This window comes from Geodermatophilus sp. SYSU D00965 (assembly GCF_054050075.1).
The window spans coordinates 59,097-80,692 of record NZ_JBJGYQ010000009.1 but is presented as its reverse complement, the minus strand read 5'-3'; the positions used below and the strand labels follow the sequence as shown (position 1 = coordinate 80,692).

At 75.2% G+C, this 21,596-nt stretch carries 23 protein-coding genes and 4 tRNA genes; 9 read left to right on the top strand and 18 right to left on the bottom strand.

All coding sequences use genetic code 11. From position 1 onward, the window contains the following. Positions 1-73 precede the first annotated feature (73 nt). Positions 74-433, top strand: coding sequence for a hypothetical protein (locus ACI789_RS10455; RefSeq protein WP_457008676.1), 360 nt, complete (start codon positions 74-76; stop codon positions 431-433). Positions 434-461: 28 nt separating this feature from the next. Here the strand turns inward: ACI789_RS10455 and ACI789_RS10450 are convergent, their stop codons facing one another. The 10 genes from ACI789_RS10450 to ACI789_RS10405 all read right to left on the bottom strand — a co-directional run bounded on the left by ACI789_RS10450 (position 462) and on the right by ACI789_RS10405 (position 7,159). Next, a complete protein-coding gene (locus ACI789_RS10450; protein ID WP_457008674.1) occupies positions 462-1,610 on the bottom strand; it encodes an NAD(P)/FAD-dependent oxidoreductase in 1,149 nt (382 codons plus the stop codon). Continuing rightward, positions 1,607-2,389 carry a hypothetical protein gene (locus tag ACI789_RS10445; RefSeq protein WP_457008672.1) on the bottom strand — a complete coding sequence of 261 codons (783 nt, stop codon included), beginning with the start codon at positions 2,387-2,389 and terminating at the stop codon, positions 1,607-1,609. The genes ACI789_RS10450 and ACI789_RS10445 overlap by 4 nt, the downstream gene beginning before the upstream one ends. Further along, positions 2,386-3,327 carry an ABC transporter ATP-binding protein gene (locus tag ACI789_RS10440; protein ID WP_457008670.1) on the bottom strand — a complete coding sequence of 314 codons (942 nt, stop codon included), beginning with the start codon at positions 3,325-3,327 and terminating at the stop codon, positions 2,386-2,388. The genes ACI789_RS10445 and ACI789_RS10440 overlap by 4 nt, the downstream gene beginning before the upstream one ends. After that, complete coding sequence (locus ACI789_RS10435) at positions 3,324-3,560, bottom strand: helix-turn-helix domain-containing protein (protein ID WP_456916368.1); 237 nt, start codon at positions 3,558-3,560, stop codon at positions 3,324-3,326. The genes ACI789_RS10440 and ACI789_RS10435 overlap by 4 nt, the downstream gene beginning before the upstream one ends. Then, positions 3,560-4,054, bottom strand: a complete 495-nt coding sequence (locus tag ACI789_RS10430; RefSeq protein ID WP_457008668.1) for a DUF2975 domain-containing protein — start codon at positions 4,052-4,054, stop codon at positions 3,560-3,562. The genes ACI789_RS10435 and ACI789_RS10430 overlap by 1 nt, the downstream gene beginning before the upstream one ends. 31 nt (positions 4,055-4,085) lie before the next feature. Then, the gene (locus tag ACI789_RS10425; RefSeq protein ID WP_457008666.1) at positions 4,086-4,574 is read right to left on the bottom strand and encodes a hypothetical protein; all 489 of its coding nucleotides are present in this window, start codon (positions 4,572-4,574) and stop codon (positions 4,086-4,088) included. 102 nt (positions 4,575-4,676) lie between these two features. Then, the gene (locus ACI789_RS10420; protein WP_457008664.1) at positions 4,677-4,832 is read right to left on the bottom strand and encodes a hypothetical protein; all 156 of its coding nucleotides are present in this window, start codon (positions 4,830-4,832) and stop codon (positions 4,677-4,679) included. 88 nt (positions 4,833-4,920) lie between these two features. Continuing rightward, positions 4,921-4,993, bottom strand: a tRNA-Lys gene (locus ACI789_RS10415). A gap of 416 nt (positions 4,994-5,409) precedes the next feature. Next, positions 5,410-6,252, bottom strand: coding sequence for a hypothetical protein (locus ACI789_RS10410; protein WP_457008662.1), 843 nt, complete (start codon positions 6,250-6,252; stop codon positions 5,410-5,412). A 25-nt stretch (positions 6,253-6,277) separates the two neighbouring features. Beyond that, on the bottom strand, positions 6,278-7,159 hold the full coding sequence (locus ACI789_RS10405; protein ID WP_457008660.1) for a Rieske 2Fe-2S domain-containing protein: 882 nt from the start codon (positions 7,157-7,159) through the stop codon (positions 6,278-6,280). 226 nt (positions 7,160-7,385) lie between these two features. Between ACI789_RS10405 and ACI789_RS10400 the strand changes: the two genes are divergently transcribed. Genes ACI789_RS10400 through ACI789_RS10390 form a run of 3 tightly spaced genes read left to right on the top strand, consistent with a single transcriptional unit; the run spans position 7,386 to position 9,770 of the window. Next, complete coding sequence (locus ACI789_RS10400) at positions 7,386-7,886, top strand: GtrA family protein (RefSeq protein WP_456916376.1); 501 nt, start codon at positions 7,386-7,388, stop codon at positions 7,884-7,886. 40 nt (positions 7,887-7,926) lie between these two features. Beyond that, positions 7,927-9,408, top strand: coding sequence for a metallophosphoesterase (locus ACI789_RS10395; protein WP_457008657.1), 1,482 nt, complete (start codon positions 7,927-7,929; stop codon positions 9,406-9,408). Between the two features lie 23 nt (positions 9,409-9,431). Then, a complete protein-coding gene (locus tag ACI789_RS10390; protein WP_457008655.1) occupies positions 9,432-9,770 on the top strand; it encodes a hypothetical protein in 339 nt (112 codons plus the stop codon). 34 nt (positions 9,771-9,804) lie between these two features. On the opposite strand, the gene ACI789_RS10385 is transcribed toward ACI789_RS10390, so the two are convergent. Together ACI789_RS10385 and ACI789_RS10380 are read right to left on the bottom strand one after the other, a co-directional pair. Next, entirely contained in the window at positions 9,805-10,473 is a 669-nt protein-coding gene (locus tag ACI789_RS10385) for an AMIN-like domain-containing (lipo)protein (protein WP_457008653.1), read from the bottom strand. A 365-nt stretch (positions 10,474-10,838) separates the two neighbouring features. Continuing rightward, positions 10,839-12,833 carry a DUF222 domain-containing protein gene (locus ACI789_RS10380; protein WP_457008651.1) on the bottom strand — a complete coding sequence of 665 codons (1,995 nt, stop codon included), beginning with the start codon at positions 12,831-12,833 and terminating at the stop codon, positions 10,839-10,841. A 353-nt stretch (positions 12,834-13,186) separates the two neighbouring features. On the opposite strand from ACI789_RS10380, the gene ACI789_RS10375 reads away from it, so the two are divergent. The 3 genes from ACI789_RS10375 to ACI789_RS10365 all read left to right on the top strand — a co-directional run bounded on the left by ACI789_RS10375 (position 13,187) and on the right by ACI789_RS10365 (position 13,454). Beyond that, positions 13,187-13,259 (top strand) — tRNA-Glu (locus ACI789_RS10375). A gap of 24 nt (positions 13,260-13,283) precedes the next feature. Continuing rightward, positions 13,284-13,357, top strand: a tRNA-Asp gene (locus ACI789_RS10370). A gap of 23 nt (positions 13,358-13,380) precedes the next feature. Next, positions 13,381-13,454, top strand: a tRNA-Phe gene (locus ACI789_RS10365). Between the two features lie 98 nt (positions 13,455-13,552). Here the strand turns inward: ACI789_RS10365 and ACI789_RS10360 are convergent. From ACI789_RS10360 to ACI789_RS10335, 6 genes are all read right to left on the bottom strand, one after another. Then, on the bottom strand, positions 13,553-14,542 hold the full coding sequence (locus tag ACI789_RS10360) for a hypothetical protein (protein WP_457008649.1): 990 nt from the start codon (positions 14,540-14,542) through the stop codon (positions 13,553-13,555). A 132-nt stretch (positions 14,543-14,674) separates the two neighbouring features. After that, positions 14,675-16,378 (bottom strand): NAD(P)/FAD-dependent oxidoreductase, encoded by a 1,704-nt coding sequence (locus tag ACI789_RS10355; RefSeq protein ID WP_457008647.1) that lies wholly within the window; start codon positions 16,376-16,378, stop codon positions 14,675-14,677. After that, entirely contained in the window at positions 16,375-17,256 is an 882-nt protein-coding gene (locus ACI789_RS10350) for a hypothetical protein (RefSeq protein ID WP_457008645.1), read from the bottom strand. Before ACI789_RS10350 ends, ACI789_RS10355 begins: the two co-directional genes overlap by 4 nt. 125 nt (positions 17,257-17,381) lie before the next feature. Continuing rightward, positions 17,382-17,807, bottom strand: a complete 426-nt coding sequence (locus ACI789_RS10345) for a VOC family protein (RefSeq protein ID WP_456916385.1) — start codon at positions 17,805-17,807, stop codon at positions 17,382-17,384. Then, on the bottom strand, positions 17,804-18,295 hold the full coding sequence (locus ACI789_RS10340) for a helix-turn-helix domain-containing protein (RefSeq protein WP_457008642.1): 492 nt from the start codon (positions 18,293-18,295) through the stop codon (positions 17,804-17,806). The genes ACI789_RS10345 and ACI789_RS10340 overlap by 4 nt, the downstream gene beginning before the upstream one ends. Positions 18,296-18,305: 10 nt before the next feature. Beyond that, on the bottom strand, positions 18,306-18,995 hold the full coding sequence (locus ACI789_RS10335; protein WP_457008640.1) for a phosphodiesterase: 690 nt from the start codon (positions 18,993-18,995) through the stop codon (positions 18,306-18,308). A 189-nt stretch (positions 18,996-19,184) separates the two neighbouring features. Between ACI789_RS10335 and ACI789_RS10330 the strand changes: the two genes are divergently transcribed. Both ACI789_RS10330 and ACI789_RS10325 read left to right on the top strand, forming a co-directional pair. Next, positions 19,185-19,388, top strand: a complete 204-nt coding sequence (locus tag ACI789_RS10330; protein WP_456916387.1) for a hypothetical protein — start codon at positions 19,185-19,187, stop codon at positions 19,386-19,388. Between the two features lie 158 nt (positions 19,389-19,546). Continuing rightward, positions 19,547-21,586: a transglycosylase domain-containing protein gene (locus ACI789_RS10325; RefSeq protein WP_457008639.1), complete on the top strand. Its 2,040-nt coding sequence runs from the start codon at positions 19,547-19,549 to the stop codon at positions 21,584-21,586. Positions 21,587-21,596 lie beyond the last annotated feature (10 nt).

Sequence of the window (21,596 nt, the reverse complement as noted above, 5' to 3'; positions counted from 1 at the left end):
CCTGCACCCCTGCAACACCGCGTTGCGGCTGCCGATCCTCCGGGACGACGCACCACCCAGCGAGGAGCACGACGTGATCATCAGCGGCCCGACGACCACCCCTGCCTCGGAGGCACACGTGGCGCGAGAGGTGCTGGAGGTGCTCGACCGCCGTGCCGCCATGGACCGGCCACCGGCGAGCGTGACCGTCTCCGGGGCGGTCGCCCTGGGCATCGCCGCGCAGTTCCGCAGCGCGTCACTGACCGGGCAGGTCCTCGACCGCTTCTCCACCGGCGGCTCGGTCGACAGCGACGAGCTGATCAAGGCGGCGCGCTTCGAGCAGGGCTTCGCCTCGCCGGAGGGCTACGCCGCGCTGCGCTGCCTGGTCCTGTGGGTCCAGGACCGGGCGCAGCGCAGCCGGAGTGCGCGGCGCCTGGCGCCACGGGAGGACTGAGGCCCTCCCTGGTCACGACCCTCCCGGGTCACGGCACGGGGACGACGTCCGGCGTCGGCGTCGGGAACGACCGGTCGCCGAACAGCACACGGCGCGCCGCGGCCCTCCCCACCGGCGTCCGCAGCAGGCCGAACGCCGCCGCGGCCACCGCCGGCGTGCGCACCTGGGCCAGCCCCCGGCGCAGCGCCAGCCGCCCACGGAAACGCGCTCGCAGCGCGGCTCCGTCGTAGCGGGTCAGCGCGTCCGGCCGGCCGGCCCGCAGGGCGTCGTCGAGGACGGCGGCGGCGTGCTCCGACAGCCGCAGGCACGGGTCGAGGCCGCCGGCGGTCAGCGGGGAGACCGCGCCCGCCGCGTCCCCCACGAGCAGCCCGTCCGCGCAGCCGATCCGGCGCAGCAGCCCGCCGACCGGGATGGGGCCGCCGCGCCGCTCCACCTCGGCCGGGCGCTCGACGCCGGGCAGTCCGGGCGCGGAGGCGCCGAACCGCTGCACGGCCCGGCGCAGTCCGTCCGGGAAGCGGTCGGCGTAACCGGCGACGCCGACGTGGGCGTGCCGCCCGTCGTTGACGACCCACGCCAGGTACCCGGGCGCCAGCGAGGGGTCGAGCACGCAGTGGAACGTCGGCGGCTCCGCGCTGCCGGGGACCGCGAAGACCTCCTCGGCACCGACCAGCAGGTGCGTGTTGCGGTCCAGGCCGAGGTCACGAGCCACCCGCGAGCGGGCGCCGTCGGCGCCGACGACGAACCGGGCCCGCACCCGCACCGGCCCGTCGGGGCCGGCCAGGAGGGACGCGTCGCCGCACCGCCCGGCGTAGCGGGTCCCCAGCACGATGCGGACTCCGGCCTCGGCCGCGGTGCGCGCCGCCGCCACGTACAGCGGCGCCATGTCGCCCACCCGGTACTCGTCGCGCGCGCTGACCAGGGTCACCGGGCGGCGCAGCCCCGGCGGGTAGAGCACCACCCGCCGGATCGGGGGCCCGAGGCACTCGGCCGGCAGCGGGAAGTCGTCCAGCGTCTTCCGGACGAAGATCCCCGTGGTGCGGATCGCGCCGGACAGCGTCGTGCGCCGGTCGACCAGCAGCACGTCGTGGCCGCGCTCGGCCAGCAGCGTGGCCGTGTGCAGCCCGGCCAGTCCGGCGCCGACGACGAGCACGTCGACGTCCCCGAGGTCGGTGCTCACCGGTTCGCGTCGTCCCGGGCCAGGCGCAGCCAGCCGAGCAGCAGCGCGCCACCGGCCCAGGCCAGCAGGACCGTCACCGACGACGCCTCCGTCATCCCCGGCACCCCGCCGAGCAGCAGGAACGCCGCCCCCGAGCCGGGGAGGACCTCGGCGAGCGCGGACGTCCAGGCGTAGCCGAACTGCGGCAGCAGCAGCGGCAGCACGAGCACCAGCAGGAACACCGCGACCAGGCCGCCGGCCGTGTGGCGCAGCAGGAAGCCCAGCCCTGCCGCGAGCGCCGTCCCGGCCGCGACGACGAGGGCGACGGTGCCCAGGACGTCGAGCCCCTCGCCCACGGGCAGGGTCAGTGCCGGCCGGGCCGTGGCGTAGGCGGCGAGGCCGGAGGCCACCGCCAGCAGCGCACCGAGGAGCGTGGCGGTGCCCACCGCCACGCCCGTGCGGGCGAGGAAGAGGGTCCCGCGACGCGGCGTCCACTGCAGCGTCGGGACGATCCCCCCGGTGGCGTGGTCGGAGGTGACGGCGCTGACCGTGAGGGCGAGGAGGGCGAACTGCGCCGGCATGGCCGCGACCGCCGCCACCGCCCAGGCCGGGTCCCCGCTCGCGTCCGCGTCGAGGCCGGCGAGGACACCGATGCCCACCATGGCCACGGCTGCCGCGGCCAGGAACCACCAGGTGGCCTGGACCGTCCAGAGCCGGGTCCACTCGGCGGCGCACGCGCGGGCGAGCACCCGGACGGCCGGGACGTCGTCCACTGCGCGGGCGTCGACAGCGGCGGTCATCGGACGGCCTCCGCCGTGGCGCCCGCGTGCTCGGGTCGGCGGGCGGAGTGCTCCACGCTGGTGCCGGTCAACTCGGTGTAGGCCTCCTCGAGGGACTGCGCGACCTCGGAGAGGTGGTGCAGCGGGACGTCCTCGGCGTGGGCGAGCTCGCCGACCTCCTCGGCGGTGGCGCCCTCGACCAGCAGCTCGTGGGCGTCGGCGCGCCGGACCACCAGGCCGCGCTCCTGCAGCCGGGCGAGCAGGGCGTCCGGGCGCGAGCTGCGGACGCGCACCTGGACCGAGCCCAGCCCGCGCAGGATCTCCTCGGTCGTCGCGTCGGCGATCAGGCGGCCCCGGCCGATGACGACCAGCCGGTCGGCGATCTGCTGCATCTCGCTGAGCAGGTGGCTGGAGACCAGCACGGTGCGCCCCTCGTCGGCGAGCCGGCGCAGCAGCTCGCGGATCCAGCGGACCCCGTCGAGGTCCAGGCCGTTGACCGGCTCGTCGAACAGCAGCACGCGGGGGTCGCCGAGCAGCGCCGCGGCGATCCCGAGACGCTGGCGCATGCCCAGGGAGTAGCCCGTGACCCGGCGGCGGGCCGCGCGCCCGAGCCCGACCTCCTCGACGACCTCGTCCACCCGGCGTTCCGGGACGCCGTTGGCCCGCGCGGCCACCCGCAGGTGGTTGCGGCCGGTGCGGCCGGGGTGCACGGCGCCGGGGTCGAGCAGCGCGCCGACCTCGCGCAGCGGTTCGGCGAGCGTCGCGAAGCGCCGCCCGTTCACCAGGGCCTCTCCGGACGTCGGCCGGTCCAGGCCGAGCACCATCCGCATCGTCGTCGACTTCCCTGCCCCGTTCGGCCCGAGGAAGCCGGTGACCTTCCCCGGCTCGACGGCGAAGCTGAGGTCGTCGACGGCCAGGACGTCGCCGTAGCGCTTGGTCAGGTTGCGGACCTCGATCACCGGTGGGCCTCGTGCGGGGCGTCGGAGTCCTCCGGGACCCACTCGAGCAGGTCCCCGGGCTGGCAGTCGAGCACCCGGCACATCGCTTCCAGGGTGCTGAAGCGGACGGCCTTGGCCCGGCCGTTCTTGAGCACGGCCACGTTCGCCGGCGTGAGCCCGACCCGCTCGGCGAACTCGCCGACGCTCATCTTGCGTCGGGCCAGCTCCACGTCGATGCGCACGACGATGGGCATCAGATGACCGCTTCCATGTCGGTCCGCAGCGACGTCGCCTGCCGGAGCAGCGCTCGCATCACGACCATGAGCAGCCCCACGACGGCGCCGATCAGCAGCAGCACCAGCAGCAGCACCGGCAGGGCCGGGTCGTCACTGACCTCGTCGACGATGAAGTAGTACGCGCAGATGAACGCGCCGAGGAGCATCACCCAGCCGACGGCGATCGCCCCCACGATGGCGTTGACCCAGGGCAGTGCGCTCTGGCTGAAGATGCGGTCGTGCCGGACCAGGGTCAGCAGCTTCCAGGTGCACACGATGACGACCTGGACGCACACCAGCCCGAGGACCGAGACCGTCAGCAGCGTCCACCGCATGAACGACTGCTCCAGTGACGGCTCGGCCAGGTCCGGCAGCATCCCGGGCACGGCCCAGAACTGGGCGCCCACCAGCGCGGCGAACACGATCGCGAGCAGGACCCGGAGCGGGCCCACCACCCGTTGCGTCTGCGACATGCATCGACTCTCGGGTGGGAGCTATCGAAAGTCAATCGATACACGCCGAAGCGCGATACACATCCCTCATCGGGTGGACAGCAGCCGACGCGCTGACGCGGGCTCCCGCTCCGGTGACGTCGACGGGCGAGCCGTCGTCCTCCGCGTCCTCCCGCCTTCCCGCCGAGGCCTGCTGCTCGGTCAGGAACAGCCAACCGAGGCCCGGGCCGCCGGTCGCGGTCGCGGTCGCGGCGATGGCCAGCGGCCGCTGCCCGGAGAGCCGGGCCTCGCAGCGGGCGATGTGGGCGCCGTTGTCGTCGCCGTCCCCGCCGGGGCGGAGATCGAGGAACGTGCCGCAGAACTCCTCGGTGCCGGCATCGCCGTGCAGTCCCGTGAAGGCGGATCCGCACGCGACGGCGCCGCGCCCGTCCTCGGTCGGGTGACCCCAGTCGACGGGCGAGGGCCAGAAGCCCAGGGCCAGCCCGAGGACGGCGACGACCCCCGCCAGGACGGCGGCAGCTCTGCGACGGGACGCGACCACACCCCCGCGGAGCCCACGGTCAGCGGATCAGGACGACGCGTCAGGCGAGGACACGCACGTCGCCGACCCTCGCCCGTTCCGTCGTCCTCGCTCGTTCCCTCGTCATCGCCCCGGGACGACGACGGCGACCTCGCCGCTCACCGAGTGCGGGAACGGGTCGTTGCCGTCGCCGAACGCACCGAGGGTCGCGAAGGCCCACAGACCGGCGGTCGCCGCGACCACTCCGAGCGACGACACGACCTTCTTCGCGAGCAGCACCGGGGCATCCTCCGGTCCCGAGCGCCCGGGACACCACTCGCTCACCGGATCGGGGTACCGCCGCCGCTCGAAGCGACACACGACGAGGTGGGCCCCGTGGGGATCGAACCCACAACCCGCGGATTAAAAGTCCGCTGCTCTGCCAGTTGAGCTAGAGGCCCGGCGGGTGCAGCGAAACCATCAGAGGCTGACTGCCGCCCGGTGCGAGGCTACCGCCGGGCCCGTGGACCGCTCAGGCATCGCTCGGCGGGGCCTTCGCTGCGGACCGGGTGCGGATCGGCGAGCCGGCGGGCTCCCAGCTGCCGCTGCAGCTCCTCGGCGCGCTCGCGGGAGTCGCGGGCCTCGACCGCCCCGAGAGGTGCGCCCTCGCGGCCACCCCTCAACCTCCCAGTTCCGGAACATCACGGTCCGTGAGGTTCCTCACGGCGTTTCACCCGCTCAGGGGATGGGTGCGGCCCATCCTCACTACGTAGCGTCACCTCCGCCGAGTGGGAGCCGCCGAGACCGCGAGCTCCCCGGCACCCAGGCCCCGGCCCGGTCGTCCCGTTCCCCCCGGGGCGGCCGGGCCGGACTCCAGTCAGCCGCAGACCCGCCGCACCAGCTCCCAGAGCAGGGCCTGCTGCGCCTCGTCCACCGGCAGCGGCACCGGCACCGCGGCGCCATCGCCCACCGCGACCTGCAGCGGGAACAGGAACGGCTGCTTGGTCTCGGCCAGCACGTGGGGCTCGCACGTGGCCGGCGTGAAGGTCACCGCCGCCGACGTCTCGTGCCGGCCGGCCGCGAGCTCCAGCGGCAGCCCGTCCAGCCCGACGTCGAGCAGCACGCTGCGCCGGACGTCGGTGACCGTCACCACCCGGTCGTCGTTCCCGTGCCGGGTCAGGACGACGCGGCCGGTGGCCTCCCCCGCCTCGCCGGCGACCCCGGTGAGGGCGACGTCGACGACCGCCCGCACTGCTGCGACGGCGCACTCCTCGCGGTGCACGACGTCCAGATCGTCGCCGGCCAGCGGCACCCGCACCTCCTCCGCCGCCCCGCCGGCCCGGGCGACGGTGAGCCGCGCTGCGACCGGAGCGGGGGCGGCCGAGCAGTCGGGGGTGCCGTAGGGCGTGGGCAGGTCGATCACCCGGCCGGGCGCGAACTCGGCGGTGAGCGCGGTCGGCGGCAGCGGCGCGAACCCGGGCGAGTCCAGCGCGACGGCGGTCACGGTGAACGGCTCCGGACCGGTGTCGGTCACCCGCACCTGCACCCGGCCGCCGACGGCGACGTCGGTGCGCAGCCGCACCACCTCGGCGGCGATGCCGGGCACGGCCGGGACGGTCGGCGCCGCCGACGTCGTCCCGGCGGGGACGGGGGAGGACGCCGGGCTCGCGGTGCAGGCCGCGCAGAGGAGCGCGAGCCCCGCCACGGCCGCCCGTCTCATGGCGCCGCAGCGTAGGACCGCGGGGCTACCGCTGGTGGCCGGGCAGGCGGGCCATCACGTGGCCGGCCTCCATCCGGATCTCCAGCTTCTCCTGCGGGTTCGCCGCCGGGCCGCGCCGCGGCTGGCCGTCGTCCAGGTCGAACGCCGAGCCGTGCCACGGGCAGACCAGGCACTCCCTGCCGTGCACCTGCTCGACCGACCCCTCGTCGAGCGGTCCGGACAGGTGCGAGCACGCGCCCACGAACGCGTCCACCCGCGCCCCGCGCCGGACGGCGACCAGCGGGACGTCCGTGCTCGCGCCCTTGCCGGTGCGCAGCGTCGGGCGCCCCTCGGGCAGGTCGTCGAGCGGGCCGAGGTCGATCCAGTCGGTCGACAGCGCCCGGGCCGCGGTCGCGGCGTGCGAGGCGCCGGAGGACTGGGCGTAGGACATGTGCCCGCCCACCGCCGCCGATCCGGTCGCGATGCCGAGCCCGGCGTAGGCCAGCGCCCGGCCGAGGCCGCCGCGGCCCCGCGCGCGGGCGACCAGCGAGCCGACGTAGAGGCTCAGCGCGATCGTGTTGCCCGCCGCGTGCAGCACGCCGAGCCGGCGGACGCCGGAGCCCTGCTCGGACCAGTCCGCCGCGCCGGACAGCGCCGCGGGGACGGCGGCGGCCACGCCCGTCCCGATGAGGACCGTCGCCGCCGGCCGCAGCGGGGGGATCGCGTCGAGCAGGCCCGCCGACGTCCAGCTGCCCACGGGGACCTGCACCAGCACCGGGTGCAGCGGGTGGCCCAGCCAGGTGCCGTGCAGGAAGTCCTTGAGCGCCTGCGGGCGCAGCGCGGACTGCACGGCCCGGCGAGCGGGCTCGATGGCCTTGTCGAAGGTCGACACGTCTGCGACCCGGTCGAGGATCCCCATGAGGCTCATGGGCCGCCCTTACCCCCGCCGACCGGGGACGATGCCGAGCACAGCCGCTTGCCCCCGCGCCGTCGTCACCGTCGGTGGACGCAGGGTGACCGCCGCGCCAGCGAGCCACCCGCGTGTCCGTTTCGAGATCACGCCGTGACGCGTCGCACAGCGAAAACGTCTCACCTCAGGGGAATAACGGGTGGTGTCCAGCCGATCCCCAGGTGGAACCTGCACAAAGGACTTCGTGCCCGTCGAGAGGACCGTCGTGACCTGCCCGTCCCTGCTCTTCCGCCGCCCGGCCCTGGGTGAGGCGGTGGATGGCGTCGTCGCGCGCCTCCGCGGGGAGGACACCTTCGGTCAGTTCGCGCGGTTCGTGCTCGTCGGCGGCGCGACGACGCTGGTCTACGCCGCACTCTTCGTCGCGCTCGAGTGGCTCGGTTACCTGCCGGCGCACCTGGTGGCGACGGCGGCGTCCACGGGCCTGGCCAACGAGCTGCACCGGCGGGCGACCTTCCGCGCGGACGAGCGGGTGCACTGGTTCACCGCGCAGTGGGAGGCCGGCGGCGTGACCGTCCTGGGCCTGCTGGCCACCAGCGCGGCGCTCGGGGTCCTCGACTCCACCGCCGGTGAGGTCAGCGTGCTCACCCAGGTCGCCCTGGTCGCCACGGTCACCGCGCTGATCGGCCTCATGCGGTTCATGGCGCTGCGCTGGATCTTCCGCGCACCCACCACCGAGACCGTCTGACCCCGACGCGCCGAACGGGCCGCTCACTAGCCTGGTGGGGGTGAGCGAGCCGAGCCCTCCGGGCCCCTCCGCCCGCTCCCGGCTGCTGCGCGGCGCGGGCCGGTGGGCCCGGCGGGCGGTCGTCGTCCTCGTCGGCGCGTGGCTCGGCGTCCTGCTGCTGGGCCGGGTCGACGCCCCGATCGGCCCCTTCGACGCCACGCTCGCCTTCCGCCCGTTCGGGGGTGGCGCCGACCTCGACATCCCTCCCCTGGGCGCGCTCCAGGTCGACGCCTACGACGGCCCTCTCCGGCTGGAGATCCAGCTCAGCCGGGTCGACGAGATCCGCGCGTCGGCGCTGGCCACCGACCCGGCCCGGCTGGACGGCGTCGTGGACCAGGTCAGCGCCGACCTGCGGGACGCCGTCGAGCGGGTGGCCGCCCTGACCGCGCTCGCCGCCGTGGCCGGGGCGACCGCGGCGTCCCTGCTGCTGTCGCGCCGGCGCCGCGAGGTGCTCCTGGCCCTGGGGCTGTCCACCGCGCTGGTGGCCGGCACCGGCGGGCTGGCCGCGGCGACCTGGCGGCCCGACGCCCTGTCGCAGCCCACGTACACCGGCCTGCTGGTCAACGCGAACAGCCTCATCGGCAGCGCGGAGGAGATCGTGGCCCGGTTCGACGCCTACCGCGCGTCCCTCGAGGACCTCGTCTCCAACGTCAGCACCCTCTACTCGACGCTGTCCGCGCTGCCCCCGCCCGGCGACGGCGACGACACGGTGGCCCTGCTGCACGTCTCGGACCTGCACCTCAACCCGGCCGGGTTCGACCTGGTGCGGCAGGTGGTGGCGCAGTTCGACGTGGACGGCGTCCTGGACACCGGGGACGTCACCGACTGGGGCAGCGAGCCGGAGAACAGCCTGATCACGGCCGTCGGCACGCTGGGCGTGCCCTACGTCTTCATCCGGGGCAACCACGACTCCGCCGTCACGGCGAGCCTGATCGAGGCGGAGCCGAACACGACCGTGCTCAACCAGGCCGCGGTGGTCGTGGCCGGCATCGAGGTCGTCGGCACGCCGGACCCGCGCTTCACTCCCGACCAGGACGGCACGGGGGAGCCGGAGTCCCTCGAACAGACCGGGCAGGACCTCGCCGAGTTCGCCGGGGCCCTCCCTCGGCCCCCGGCGATCGCGATGGTCCACGACCCGGAGCAGGCTCCGCCGCTCGACGGCGTCGTCCCCCTGGTCCTGGCCGGGCACACGCACGAGCGCGAGGTCACCGAACTCGACGGCGGGACCCTGCTGATGGTCCAGGGCTCCACCGGCGGGGCGGGGTTGCGCGCGCTGCAGGGCGAGTTCCCCGAGCCGCTGACCTGCACCGTCCTCTACCTCGACCCGTCGACCGGCACCCTCACCGCCTACGACGACATCACGCTGGGCGGGCTCGGGGAGACCGAGGTGACCATCGAGCGGGTGGTGGTGCCGCCGGCGCCCGAGGACGGGACCGAGGCGCCGGACGGCGACCCGACGACACCCGCCTCCCCGACCGACTGACGTCGCCGCCCTACCCTTCCTCCATGTCCGCGACGACCCCGACCCGCACCGCTCGACTGGCCGCCGGTGCCCTGGCCGGCGGGCTGGCCCTGCTGACCCTCGGCGGCTGCTCGTTCACCTCGCAGAACCTCTCGTGCAGCGGCACCTCGTGCTCGGTCACGCTGTCCGGGAGCGGCGCCGAGGTGGACATCCTCGGCACCAACCTGGCCTTCGGCGGCGTCCAGGACGGCCGGGCCACGCTGAGCGTGGGCGAGAGCAGTGTCTCCTGCGCCCAGGGCGAGACCGTGACCGCCGGGCCGCTGACGCTGGAGTGCACCACCGTCGAGTCCGACTCGGTGGAGCTCACCGCCTCGCTCGGCTGAGCGATCCCTCCCCGCGTCGTCGAGGCCGGACGCCTCAGCTCGCGTCGCGGAGGTCGACGACCACGCGGGTGGGGTCCTGCAGCGCGTAGACGCGGAAGGGCACCTGTCCCGACGTCCCGATGAAGGCCACCGAGGTGCCCTCGAAGGTGGCGTCCCAGGCGACCTCCGTGACGTTCGCGGTCCCGCTGCCCGCCAGCGGGTCGGGGCCGGCCCACTCCTCGACGCCGGTGTCGTAGGGGTAGCCCATGCCGGTCAGGGTGACCTGCAGGATCGCGTCCCCCTCGACCTCGACGGGGGCGCCGCTGCCCTGGGAGCTGGCCTCGTCGACGTAACGCACGTCCCAGCCCGGGGTGCCCGTCCCGCCGACCTCGAAGACCACGCGGTCGTAGTCGTCCTGACGGCCGGTCCGGATCTCGCTCACCGTGCCCCGGGAGTCGGCCGACGGGTCCTCGGTGTCCGGATCGGTGGTGGCCGGGAACGGGGGCGCGTCCGAGGTGGTGTCCTCGTCGGTCGTCTCCGCTGCGCCGGTGTCGCCCTCGTCCTCGGCGGCGGTCGTCGTACCCGTGGACGCGGCGACCGGCGACGAGCTGGCTGCCGGCGAGCTGGACGCCGTCCCGCTCCCCTCGCTCTCCCCACACCCGGCGAGCAGGGTCACCGCGAGCAACAGCGGCGGGCAGACGACGGCGGCGGCACGGCGAGTCACGCTCCGAGCGTGTCAGCCGCGCGGGTCGGATCGCGACAGGCCACCGGCCGTGTCGCACACACTCACCGGACCAGGGCCTGTCCTGCAGATCTCGTGCGCCACTGCCCTGTCCCTGGAGGCGGCCTCAGGGGCACCCGGTGTCTCGGCCGTCGTGCGTCCCGAGCGGGGTCTCCGCGGATGGGCCGTCGACGCAGAGGAGCGGACACGCCGGGGTCGTCCCTCCCCGCAGTGCGGGTGGACCAGGCGGCGCGGCACCGGACTAGCTTGGGTCGCCCGTTCGGCGGGACCGCCGTGCGGGCCGCTGACGAGAGTGGAGTTCACATGACCCATGGGCTCGTCGTGGACTTCCCGGGACCGATCGAGTTCTACGACGCCTTGCACGCCGAGGTGGGGCGGCGCTGCGCCGGCGAAGCCGACGGCCTGCTGCTGCACGTCGGCCGGGCCACGGCTGGTGGCTTCCAGGTGTTCGAGGTCTGGGAGTCCAAGGAGAAGCTCGACCGCTTCTTCTCCCAGGTCGTGCTGCCGGCGATCGACGCCGTCTCGGCCGGCCATGCGCCATCGAGCCAGCCGGTGATGGAGGAGTTCGAGCCGCGTGGCCTGATCATCCCCAGCGCGGTCATCGCCGTCTGACCGTCCGCGGTGTTCCAGCCGCGGACGCCGTTTCCCCGGCCTGCGGCTGAGTCCCTCACGGTGGACCGCCTAGGGACAGCGGCAGCGGTCGTGGCGCACTCCCTTCGTAGGGCAGGGCTCAGAAGGGTGGTGGGTCGTCGGCGGGGTCGGGCGCCGGTGGCAGCTGGGGTGGGGGTTGGGCGAGGACGCGGGGTCCGGTGAGGGGTAGTGCGGGCCGGTCGGTGCCCGGTGGCCGGCTGACCCTGGTGACGGTGCTGGGGGTGGTGACGGTGAGGGCGCCGTCGGCGCTCAGGGCGTAGGTCCAGCCGCGGGCGAAGGTCTTGAGCCGGTGGTGGCGCCGGCACAGGCAGCACAGGTTCTCGCAGGACGTCTGCCCGCCGCAGCCGTACGGGGTGACGTGGTCCAGATCCGCCCAGCCGGCCTTGTTGGCACAACCCGGGTGCCGGCAGGTGCGGTCGCGGGCCTGCAGCCAGCGGCGCTGGGCCGCGGTGGGCGCGTAGCCGTCGGTCGGTGCGGGCCGGCCCAGCAGCGGGCACGCGCAGTCGCCGGTGGGGGCGTCGGGGTCGCCGGTGGGGTGGGTGGGGCAGCCGCTGCAGCTCGGCGCGGGTGGTGGTGGCCAGCAGCCCACCGGCGGCGTCGGTGAGCGCCACGGTCAGCGTGCCGCCGGCCGGCGCCTGCAGCCCACCGGGGCAGACCGCGTCCAACTGGGCGAGCAGTGCCCGCAGGTGAGCGGCGGTGATCGGCTGCCCGTCGACCTCACCGGTCGGCGCCGCCACCGACCCCGGCCGCGCCCACGCCGCCGGCACCGGACCGCCCTCGGCCAGGAAGCGGGCCGGGGTGAGCGCGTCGAGCGGGGCGGTGACGGTCAGCTGCGCGGTCACCGGCTCCCGCCCGGCCTCCCAGGGCCGCAGCACCAGATCGGCCAGCGCACCGGTCCGCAGCATGCCCAGTGGCCGGTCCTCGCCGGCGGTCTTCGCCGCCCGGGCCAGGCCGTCGACGGCGGCGCGGCAGGCGGTGGCCAGCTCGTGCGGCATCTTGGCCACCAACTCCGACATGCCGTCCCCGACCGGGCGCACCACCACGTTCACCCCCCGCTCGGCATCCGTCCGGCGCCGGTCGGCCGCCGCCGCGTCGCGGGCGGTCAGCTCGGCGGCCACCACCGCCTTGAGCCGGCGGATCGACAGCTCCCCGGCGCGGGGCAGCACCGCGGCCTCCACCTCTTCGAGGATGCGCGGATCGGTGGCCCGCGCCTTCCAGCCCAGCTCCGCGGCGATCGCCCGGGCCCGCGGCCAGTCCAGCCGCCCCTCGGCCAGCGCCGCCCGCGTCCCCGGCAACGTTCCGCTCAACGCCGCCGCCTGGTCGATCAGGCCGCTGGCCGCCGCCCGGGAGGTGTTGAGCACCAACGCCAACTCGTCGGCGAAGAACTCCGACACACCCGCCGGCTGCCCCGGCCCCCGCTGGGCGTCCGCGGCACCGGGCTGCCCGGGCCGCCGGTCGTGCGTGTCGGGCCGGTCGGCGGCCAACCCGGCGACCAGGTCGAGCTTGTACGCGGCGAGCATGCCCTCCAGCTGCTGCAGCCGCTGCAGCTCGGCGGCCTTCTCCTCCGGGCTGCGGGCGTGCACCGGCAACGCGTCGGACAGCTGCACCGGCACCGGGTCCACCGGCACGCCGGCCGGCAGCTCGAGTGGGGCCACCGTCAGCCCCACCCCGAACCCGCTGCCACCGAACACGGCCTCAACCTAGGCCGGGGGTACGACACTTCCGGCCGCTGAGCAGGGCGAATGCGGACGGGATCGCGGCCTCCGAGGTGCAGCCGCCGCACCCTCGGACCGACGCACGTCCGACGTCCGGCGGGGTGTCGGACTCCGTGAGGCTGGGCACACACGTCGGAGGCTGCGACCGGAAGCCGCCCGCGCGACGGACCTGCAGCACACGCAGTTCGACCCGGCTGACCAGCACGGACGTTCGCCGGACGGCTCCGCACGCGCGGCTCCGCCGGCAGACCGGTGACCGGCCCGGGGTACCCCCTGTCAGAGCCACCGCCAGGAGCATGTATCGTTCTGCCTGCCCCCGGCGAACACGAGCCCCCATCGTCTAGCGGTCCAGGACGCCGCCCTTTCAAGGCGGTAGCACGGGTTCGAACCCCGTTGGGGGCACGGTAAGACCAGCAGTACCAGCAAGGCCCTGTAGCGCAGTTGGTTAGCGCGCCGCCCTGTCACGGCGGAGGTCGCGGGTTCGAGTCCCGTCAGGGTCGCTCTCCGGTGGAGACACCGGGAGGGGCAGGTAGCTCAGTCGGTACGAGCGCTCGCCTGAAAAGCGAGAGGTCGGCGGTTCGACCCCGCCCCTGCCCACACCACTTCCCCTGCACCGCCCCGCCAGACGGGCCGGGCAGAGTGCCGCGCCAACTCGCCCCCCATCCCCATCGTCGTGTGGGGACCACGGCCCACGCCTAGCGACCGCGGTCGGCGACCACCTGCGCGTAGACCTGCGCGTGCACCTCCTGGACGGCGGCCCGCTGCTCGGCCCGCCAGGCCCGGTCGGCCGGCCGCGGGGCGGGCCGGGTGAGCGCCGCGGCCACGGCGGCGTCCAGCGACACCGGGTCGAAGCCTGTCGCCTCGTCGTTGCCGTAGGTGACGACGTCGGACCACTGCTCGGCGAACCAGCCGCAGCTGGGCGCGACCACCCGGGTGCCGACGTCCCGGCAGATCTCGAGGTCCGTGGAGTGCGTGCCGCAGCACTCGGGCAGGACGACGGCGTGCAGCTCCTGCAGCTGCGCCACCCATGCCTCGTCCTTGCGCGGCAGGTACTCGAGCGAGTCCCCGGCGGCGGGGACCGGCGGGGGTTCGACGCCGTCGTCGAGGAACACCCGCAGCCGTCCGCCACCGTTCACCGCCCCCGCCAGCGCCGCGCGCACCATGCCGGCGGGGTCGGGCAGCGCCGGTCCGTAGCCGCGCAGGGGCAGCCCGACCAGGCCGCGCTCGGCGCCCAGGTCGGGCACCGGCGTCGCCACGGAGGGGTGCGCCACGACGATCGCCGTCCGGCCGAACCGCTCGGCGATGTCGTCCGCCGCACCGGGGGTCAGCGTGAACACCACCTCCGCCGTCGCGAGCAGCGCGGCCAGGTGGGCGTCGTGCCGCCGTGGGGAGGCCTGCGCCGGGTCGCGCAACTGGTGCACCGTGGCGACCAGGGGGACCCCGGTGCGGCGCACCGTCTCGGTCCAGCTCACCATCTCGTCCTCGGGCAGGTGGCCGAAGCCGCCGTGCACGTGGACGACGTCCACCTCGCCGGCGTGGGCCGCGAGGTAGGCCGGGTCCAGCCACGGGCTCGGGTCGTGGGCCGGCCCCACCCGGACGATCCCGGACGGGAGGACGGCGGCGACGTAGGGGTCGGTGTGGGGGACGGTCACCACCCGGATCCCCGCGGTCTGCTCGGCGCTCACGACGTGCTTCTCCTCCTGCGGCCGCGCGCTGCGACGGCAGGCCGGTGCTCATGACGGTGCGATCGCGGTTACCCATCATCCGCGTGGCCAACCTGTGACATCACCCTCGGTGCACGCCTACACCCGAACGGGTCAGGAACGTGGCACGTCTGCGGGCACCCGGAGCGCGGCCAGGTGCGCGTGCACGTGCGTGATCGCCAGGGCGCCCTCCCCCACCGCCGAGGCCACCCGCTTCACCGATCCCGAGCGCACGTCCCCGGCGGCGAACACCCCCGGCGTGCTCGTCTCGAGCAGCGCAGGAGGGCGCTCGAGCGACTCGTAGAGGGTCAGGTCGCCGGCGTCCAGCGCGGGGCCGGTGAGCAGGAAGCCCCAGCGGTCCCGCGCGAGCGTGTCGGCCAGCCAGTCGGTGCGCGGCTCACTGCCGATGAGCAGGAACAGCACGCCGGTCTCGACCGTCTCCCGCCCGGTCCCGACGTCCCGGACGACGAAGGACTCCAGGAAGTCGGTGCCCGTGCCGCCGACGACCTGCACGCCCGGCCGGACGTCGACGTTCGGCAGCGCCTCGAGCTCGCGGATGAGGTAGTCCGACATCGTCTCGGCCAGCCCGGGCCGCCGGACCAGCACCGACACCCGGTCGGCGAAGCGGGAGAGGTACACCGCCGCCTGCCCGGCGGAGTTGCCCCCGCCGACGACGAAGACGTGCCGCCCGCGCATCACCGGCGCCTCGCTCACCGCCGTGCCGTAGAACACGCCCCGGCCCACCAGGGCCTCCAGGTCCGGGACGCCGATCCGCCGCCAGCTCGCCCCCAGGGCCAGGACGACGGTCTTGGCGCGCACCGACGTCCCGTCGCTGAGGTCGAGCACGTGCAGGTGGCCCTCGCTGCGCAGCGCCTGCGCGTACCGCATGAAGTGGAAGGTGCTGCCGAACGCCCACGCCTGCTGGTAGGAGCTGAACGCCAGCCGGTTGCCGCTGATCCCGGTCGGGAAGCCGGGGTAGTTGCGGATCAGCGAGCTGGTCCCCGCCTGCCCGCCCACGGCCTCCGCCTCGAGCACCAGCGTGGACAGCCCCTCGGACGCCGCGTACACGCTGGCCCCCAGCCCGGCGGGGCCCGCGCCGACGACGACGAGGTCCCACACCTTGTCCGGGTCGAGCGGCTGGAACAGGCCGAACGCCTCGGCCAGTTGCAGGTCCGTCGGGTCCTGCAGCACCGTGCGCTCGGGGTGGAACCGCAGCACGACCACGGGCAGCCGCGGGTGGTCGAGGCCCAGGCCGGCGAGGAGGTCGCGACCCTCGGGGCTGTCGGCCTCGTAGAAGCCCAGCGGGATGCGGTTGCGGTTGAGCTGGTCGCGCAGGTGCTGGGCGCGCGGGGCCCAGCGGTCGCCGATCATCCGCACCGCCTCCCGGCCGCCGCTGTGCCGGTTGGCCCACTCGTCGAGCACCTCGGTGATGGAGCAGTGGAACTCCTCGTCGACCTGCTCCTCCGGCGCGTAGACCCAGCGGTCGAGCTGGCCGAGGGTCAGCGCCTCGAAGATCGGGCGCGCGGTCTCCCAGGCGCCCCAGCGGATGAGGGCCACGGCCAGGGCGCCGGGGTGGCGGGCGTGCAGCGCCCGCAGCACCGCGAGCCCGTCCGGGTCCTCCCGGCCCAGCCCACCGAGGAGCGCGACCACCGGCGGGTCGCCCCACGCGGCCAGGGCGACCGGCACCTCCTCCGCCGCGCCGCAGGCGATGACCACGTAGTCGCCGCCGTAGCGCCGCTTGAGCTCGCGCACCGTCGCCAGCCGCGGCTTCGCGTCCCGGCAGACGACGACGAGCGCCCCCTGGTACTCCTCGATCACGCCGGTCCCTCTCCCCGTCGGGGCGCCAGCCGCCAGCCCGCGGCGCCGGTCGCGACCACCGCGACGACCGTGAGGGCGAAGACCCAGGCCGCGGGGTCGCCCCAGCGGACGGTGCCGGGGAACCGCACCACCGCGAGCGCCACGAGCAGGCCGAAGACGGTGTAGGCGACCGCCGCCGTCCGCAGCGGCTCCAGGTCCCCGGCGACCGCGGCCAGCGCCGTCGCGATGCCGAAGGCGACCAGCCAGGCGGCCACCACCCGGGCCGAGAGCGGGGCCAGCGGCCACGGCCACAGGGCGCCCGCCGTCGCCGGCGCCACGAACAGCAGCGCGCCCGCGACCGTCAACACCGCCGACTCCGCCGCCAGCAGTGCGCGCAGCACCCGCGGCACGGGGTGCCGTGGCGGCGGGTCGGTCCCCGGGGCCTGCTCCTGCGGGACCAGCAACGCGAGCATCGCCAGCGGGACGACGACGTAGACGGCCAGCCAGAACCAGGCGGCGGCCCGCGCGAGCAGCGGGAGGCCGGCGAACTCCGCGGCGAGGTGGAACCGGTCCAGGTGCAGCAGCGTGGCGGCCAGGGTGACCACGACGAACACGAGGATCGTCAGCAGCGGCACCCGGGTGCGGGCCCACACCCCGTCGCGCAGCGAGAGCACGACCAGCACGCACCCGGCGGCGTAGCCCGCGCCGAGGAAGGCGGCGGTCAGGGGCGGCTGGATGGTCCAGGCGAACGTCGTCCCGGTCCGGTCGGCCAGCACGTAGAGCGATCCCACGCCCAGCGCCGTGAGGACGGCGAACGCGCCCAGCAGCACCCGCATCCCCGGCAGCAGCCGACGGACCTGCGCGGCGGGTGGTGCGACGTGCGTGGCTGAGGCGTCCACCCGGACCTCCGTGCGCCTCGGTCCCCGTCCAGCGTCTCGGACGGGGGCATCGAACCACCGGGCCGCGCCCACTGTCACGGACTTTCGCAGGTCAGCCCCAGGTCGGTGAGCCGGAGGGGGTCCGCTCAGAAGTCGGCGGGGGTGAACTCGCGCCGCTCGACGAGCACCAGCCAGTTGCCCGAGTCGTCCCGCATGACGGCCTCGACGCCGTAGGGCCGCTCGGCCGGCTCCTGCAGGAAGGTGACGCCCTTGGCCGAGAGCTCCTCGAAGGTCTTCCGGCAGTCGTCGACGGCCAACCCGAGGCCGCCCATGGAGCCCTTCTCCAACTGGCCGCGGACGAACGCCGCGGCGTCGTCGTCCAGCGGCGGACCGGGGGTCATCAGGGTGACCTCCAGCTCGGGCTGGCTGGGGTGGCCGACGGTCACCCAGCGGAAGCCCTCGCCCATGGTGATGTCGGTGCGCGGTTCGAAGCCGAGGACGTCGACGTAGAAGTCCCGGGCCCTGGTCTGGTCCAGGCAGTACACGGTGACGAGCGAGACGTTGGTGATCACGGCGTCGACCGTACGGCCGGGCGCCGGCCGCGGGCTTCTCCCAGGTTGCTCGGGTCGCCGGCCGTCGTCCCCCCGAGGTCGACCACGCCGCGCACGAACAGGAAGCACCCGGGCACGTGCGCCCCGCCGCGGGCCGCCCACCGGTCGCGGTAGGCGACGGGTGACTCCCCGACCAGCTGCCGGAACCGGGAGGAGAACGAGCCGAGGCTGGCGAAGCCGACGGCGGTGCAGACCTCGGTCACCGTCAGGTTGGCCGACCGCAGCAGGTCCTGGGCCCGCTCGATCCGCCGGCGGGTGAGGTACCGCATCGGCGTCTCGCCGTAGACGGCCTCGAAGCTGCGGGTGAAGTGGTACTTCGACACCCCGGCGACCCGGGCGATCCGGTCGAGGTCGAGGTCGTCGGCGAAGTGCCGGTCGACGTGGTCGCGCGCCCGGCGCAGGTGCACCCGGAGCCCGGGCGAGCTGCCGCGGGTCGTCGGGACGGTCACCGACGGGACCCTACGACCGGTCCCGTCCCGCCCGCGCCGCCGCGTACGCCGGCGCGCGGAACCGGGCCATCGGCCCGTCCGGCACCAGGCCCGGCGGCGGGTTGCGGACGGCGTCGAAGCGCACGTCCGGGTCGAGGGGGTCCCCCGGGGCGAGCAGCCGCAGCCGGCCGAACGGGTGCCACTCGCCGCCACCCCGGGCGGCGGCGAGCGTGAACACCGCACGCCCGGCCGCGACGGCCGTCCCCAGCGGCCCGGGGGTGGACGGCAGCGGTCCGGTCCCCGGGGCCGGCAGTGCGGCCAGGAGCAGCGTCCCGGCGTCGGAGCGGTAGCCCATGATCGACGAGTAGACCGTCGCGGCGTCCCCGCAGGGGATCGTCAGCCGGCGGGTCAGCCGGCCCCGGCCCGAGCTGGACAGCAGCAGGTCCACCGGGTGCTCCTCCCCCGGCAGCCGCAGCGCCAACCCGAGCACGTCGGGCAGCGGCGCGGGCAGGCCCACGCTGCGGGACAGCCGGACCGTCACCGCGTCCTCCGCCCGCGTCGCCAGCCAGGGCACCCCCCACGCGGCCGGCCCGCCGGCCCGCTCCAGGACGGCGTCGGCCACCACGCCGCGGGGGTGCATGGGCTTGCCCCCACGCAGGCGGGCGAGGGCACCAAGGGGGACCGCGGCCGCGCGGCCGGCGAGAAGGGGCAGGTCGAGCACGTGTCCTCCAGTCGACGTCGTCGCGCCTGCCCCTACCCGCAGACCGCGGACGTGCCGCACACCGTGGGGTCCCGATCAGCAGACGGTGGCCGCGCGCGTCGTCAACGGGCACATCCTGTGCAATCCCGACCGGATGCTCGTGGTCATTCGCCGTGTGAGCCGGACCGGTCCGGTGCCTACTCTCGGTGAGTGCTCACAACGCTCCTGGTGATCGGCGGTGTCCTCGTGGGGCTCGTCGCCCTGCTGGCCCTCATCGTCGGCCTGAGCGGCCGGCCGGCCGCGCGCCGGAGCCCGGCGCCCGGCAGCAGCGCGCCGGGCTGGGTGGCCGACACCGGGCGGCGCCACCCCGACGCCTGGTCGGCACCGACGTCCGAGCTGCCGGCGGCCCGCTGACCGCCCCCTGATCCCGGCGTCCCGGCGGCTGCGGGCAGCGCGCCGCCGGGACGCTCCGGCTCCGCGCCTGATCGACTTCTTCGGAACCCCGTCGTGCGCGATGATCGGACCGCGTCGACCCGCTCACTCCGGGTGGGTCGCCGACGGCGAGGTCGCACATGCTCAGGTCCGACGGAGCACGCCCCCACCCGCGGCTGCGGGCCTTCGGCCTGCTGTTCCTCGTCCTGCCCTTGGCCGGGGCGCTGGTCGCCGCCGTCCTGCTGCCGTGGGTCGTGGGCCCCGGGATGGCGGCGAGCTCCTCGGCGAACCTGCTGGCCCCGCTGCCGGTCGAGCTGACCGACGCCACCCCCTCGGGCAACACCGTCGTGCTGGCCGCCGACGGCTCGGTGGTCACGTACTTCTACCGGAACAACCGCACGCCGGTGACCGCTGACCAGATCGCCGACGTGATGGAGCAGGCGCTGGTCGACATCGAGGACTCGCGCTTCTACGAGCACAACGGCCTCGACATCGAGGGGACGCTGCGCGCGCTGGTCCGCAACGCCACCGCCGGCTCCGTGCAGGAGGGCGGGTCGACCATCACCCAGCAGCTGGTCAAGCAGACCCTGCTGCAGACCGCGGTCACCCCCGAGGAGCGGCAGGGGGCCACCGAGCAGACGGTCGGCCGCAAGCTGCGCGAGGCCCGGCTGGCGCTGGCCCTGGAGGAGGAGTACTCCAAGGAGGAGATCCTCACCCGCTACCTCAACATCGTGTACTTCGGCGAGGGGGCCTACGGCATCCAGGCCGCGGCCCAGGCCTACTTCGGGGTGAACGCCGCGGACCTCACCCTCCCCCAGGCGGCGATGCTCGCCGGGCTGGTGCAGAACCCGGCCAACGACAGCCCCCTGGCCGACCCGGAGAAGGGCCGCGAGCGGCGCAACCAGGTGCTCCAGCGCATGCACGACCTCGGGCACATCAGCGACCAGGAGCTCGCCGACGTCTCCGCGCAGCCGGTCGAGACCCGCCCCGCGCCGGCCCCGCCCAACGGCTGCGTCGACGCCGTCGTCGGCGGCTTCTTCTGCGACTACCTGCAGCGCCACCTCACCGACGGCCTCGGCATCTCCCAGGAGCAGCTGGAGGACGGCGGCCTGACCATCCGCACCACGCTGCGGCCGGACCTCCAGCGGTCGGGGGACGCCGCGGTGCTGGCCAGCCTGCCGATGGGTGACCCGCTCGCCGCGGTCTTCACCGCGGTGGAGCCGGGGACCGGGCACGTGCTGGCGATGAGCGTCAACCGGGTGTTCGGCTACGACGCCGAGGACCCGGCGCAGGAATCGGTGAACCTCAACGTGGCCGCCAGCCAGGGGGCGGGCTCCACCTACAAGCCGTTCGTCGCCGCGGCGGCCCTGGAGCGCGGGTTCCCGCCGTCCCACGTCATCACCACGTCGAGCCCGTACGTGTCGAGCGTCTACAAGAACGGCACCGCGCCCTACACCGTCGAGAACGTCGGCGACATGCCCCCGACGCTGACCATGGCCGAGGCGCTGGTGCGCTCCTCCAACACCTACTTCGTGGCCCTGGAGGACCAGCTGGGCAGCGTCGAGGGGCCGGTGCGGATGGCCCAGCGGATGGGCCTGTTCTCGCTGGACCCGGTGGCCGACCAGGTCATCGCCCAGCGCCGTGGCTCGTTCACCCTCGGGCCGGAGGCCACCAGCCCGCTGGCCCTGGCCAGCGCCTACTCGACGCTGGGCGCGAACGGCACGCAGTGCGACCCGACGCCGGTCACCGAGATCCTGGACCGGGACGGCCAGCCGCTGACCGGGGACGACGGGCAGCCGCTGCCCACCGGCGACAGCTGCACCCCCGAGGCGGTGCCGCCGGCGGTCGCGACCACGCTCAACCAGATCCTGGTCGGCGACACCGCCCTGCCCTTCGGCACCGGCACCCGCGCCGCGATCCCCGGCCACCAGGTCGCCGGCAAGACCGGCACCAGTCAGGACCGCTTCTCCGTCGCCTTCGTCGGCTACACGCCGCAGTACGCGGCCAGCGTCATGGTGCTCAACCCGAAGCAGAACCAGGACGTCGGCGGCTTCGGCGGCGGCCGCGGCGCCCAGGTGTGGCACGACGCGATGCTGCCGATCCTGACCGCCGGGCCGGCCGCGCCCTTCCCGCCGCCCGGCATCCCGCTGGGGCCGCCGCCCCCGCCGCCGCCGGCGTGAGCACCGGCCC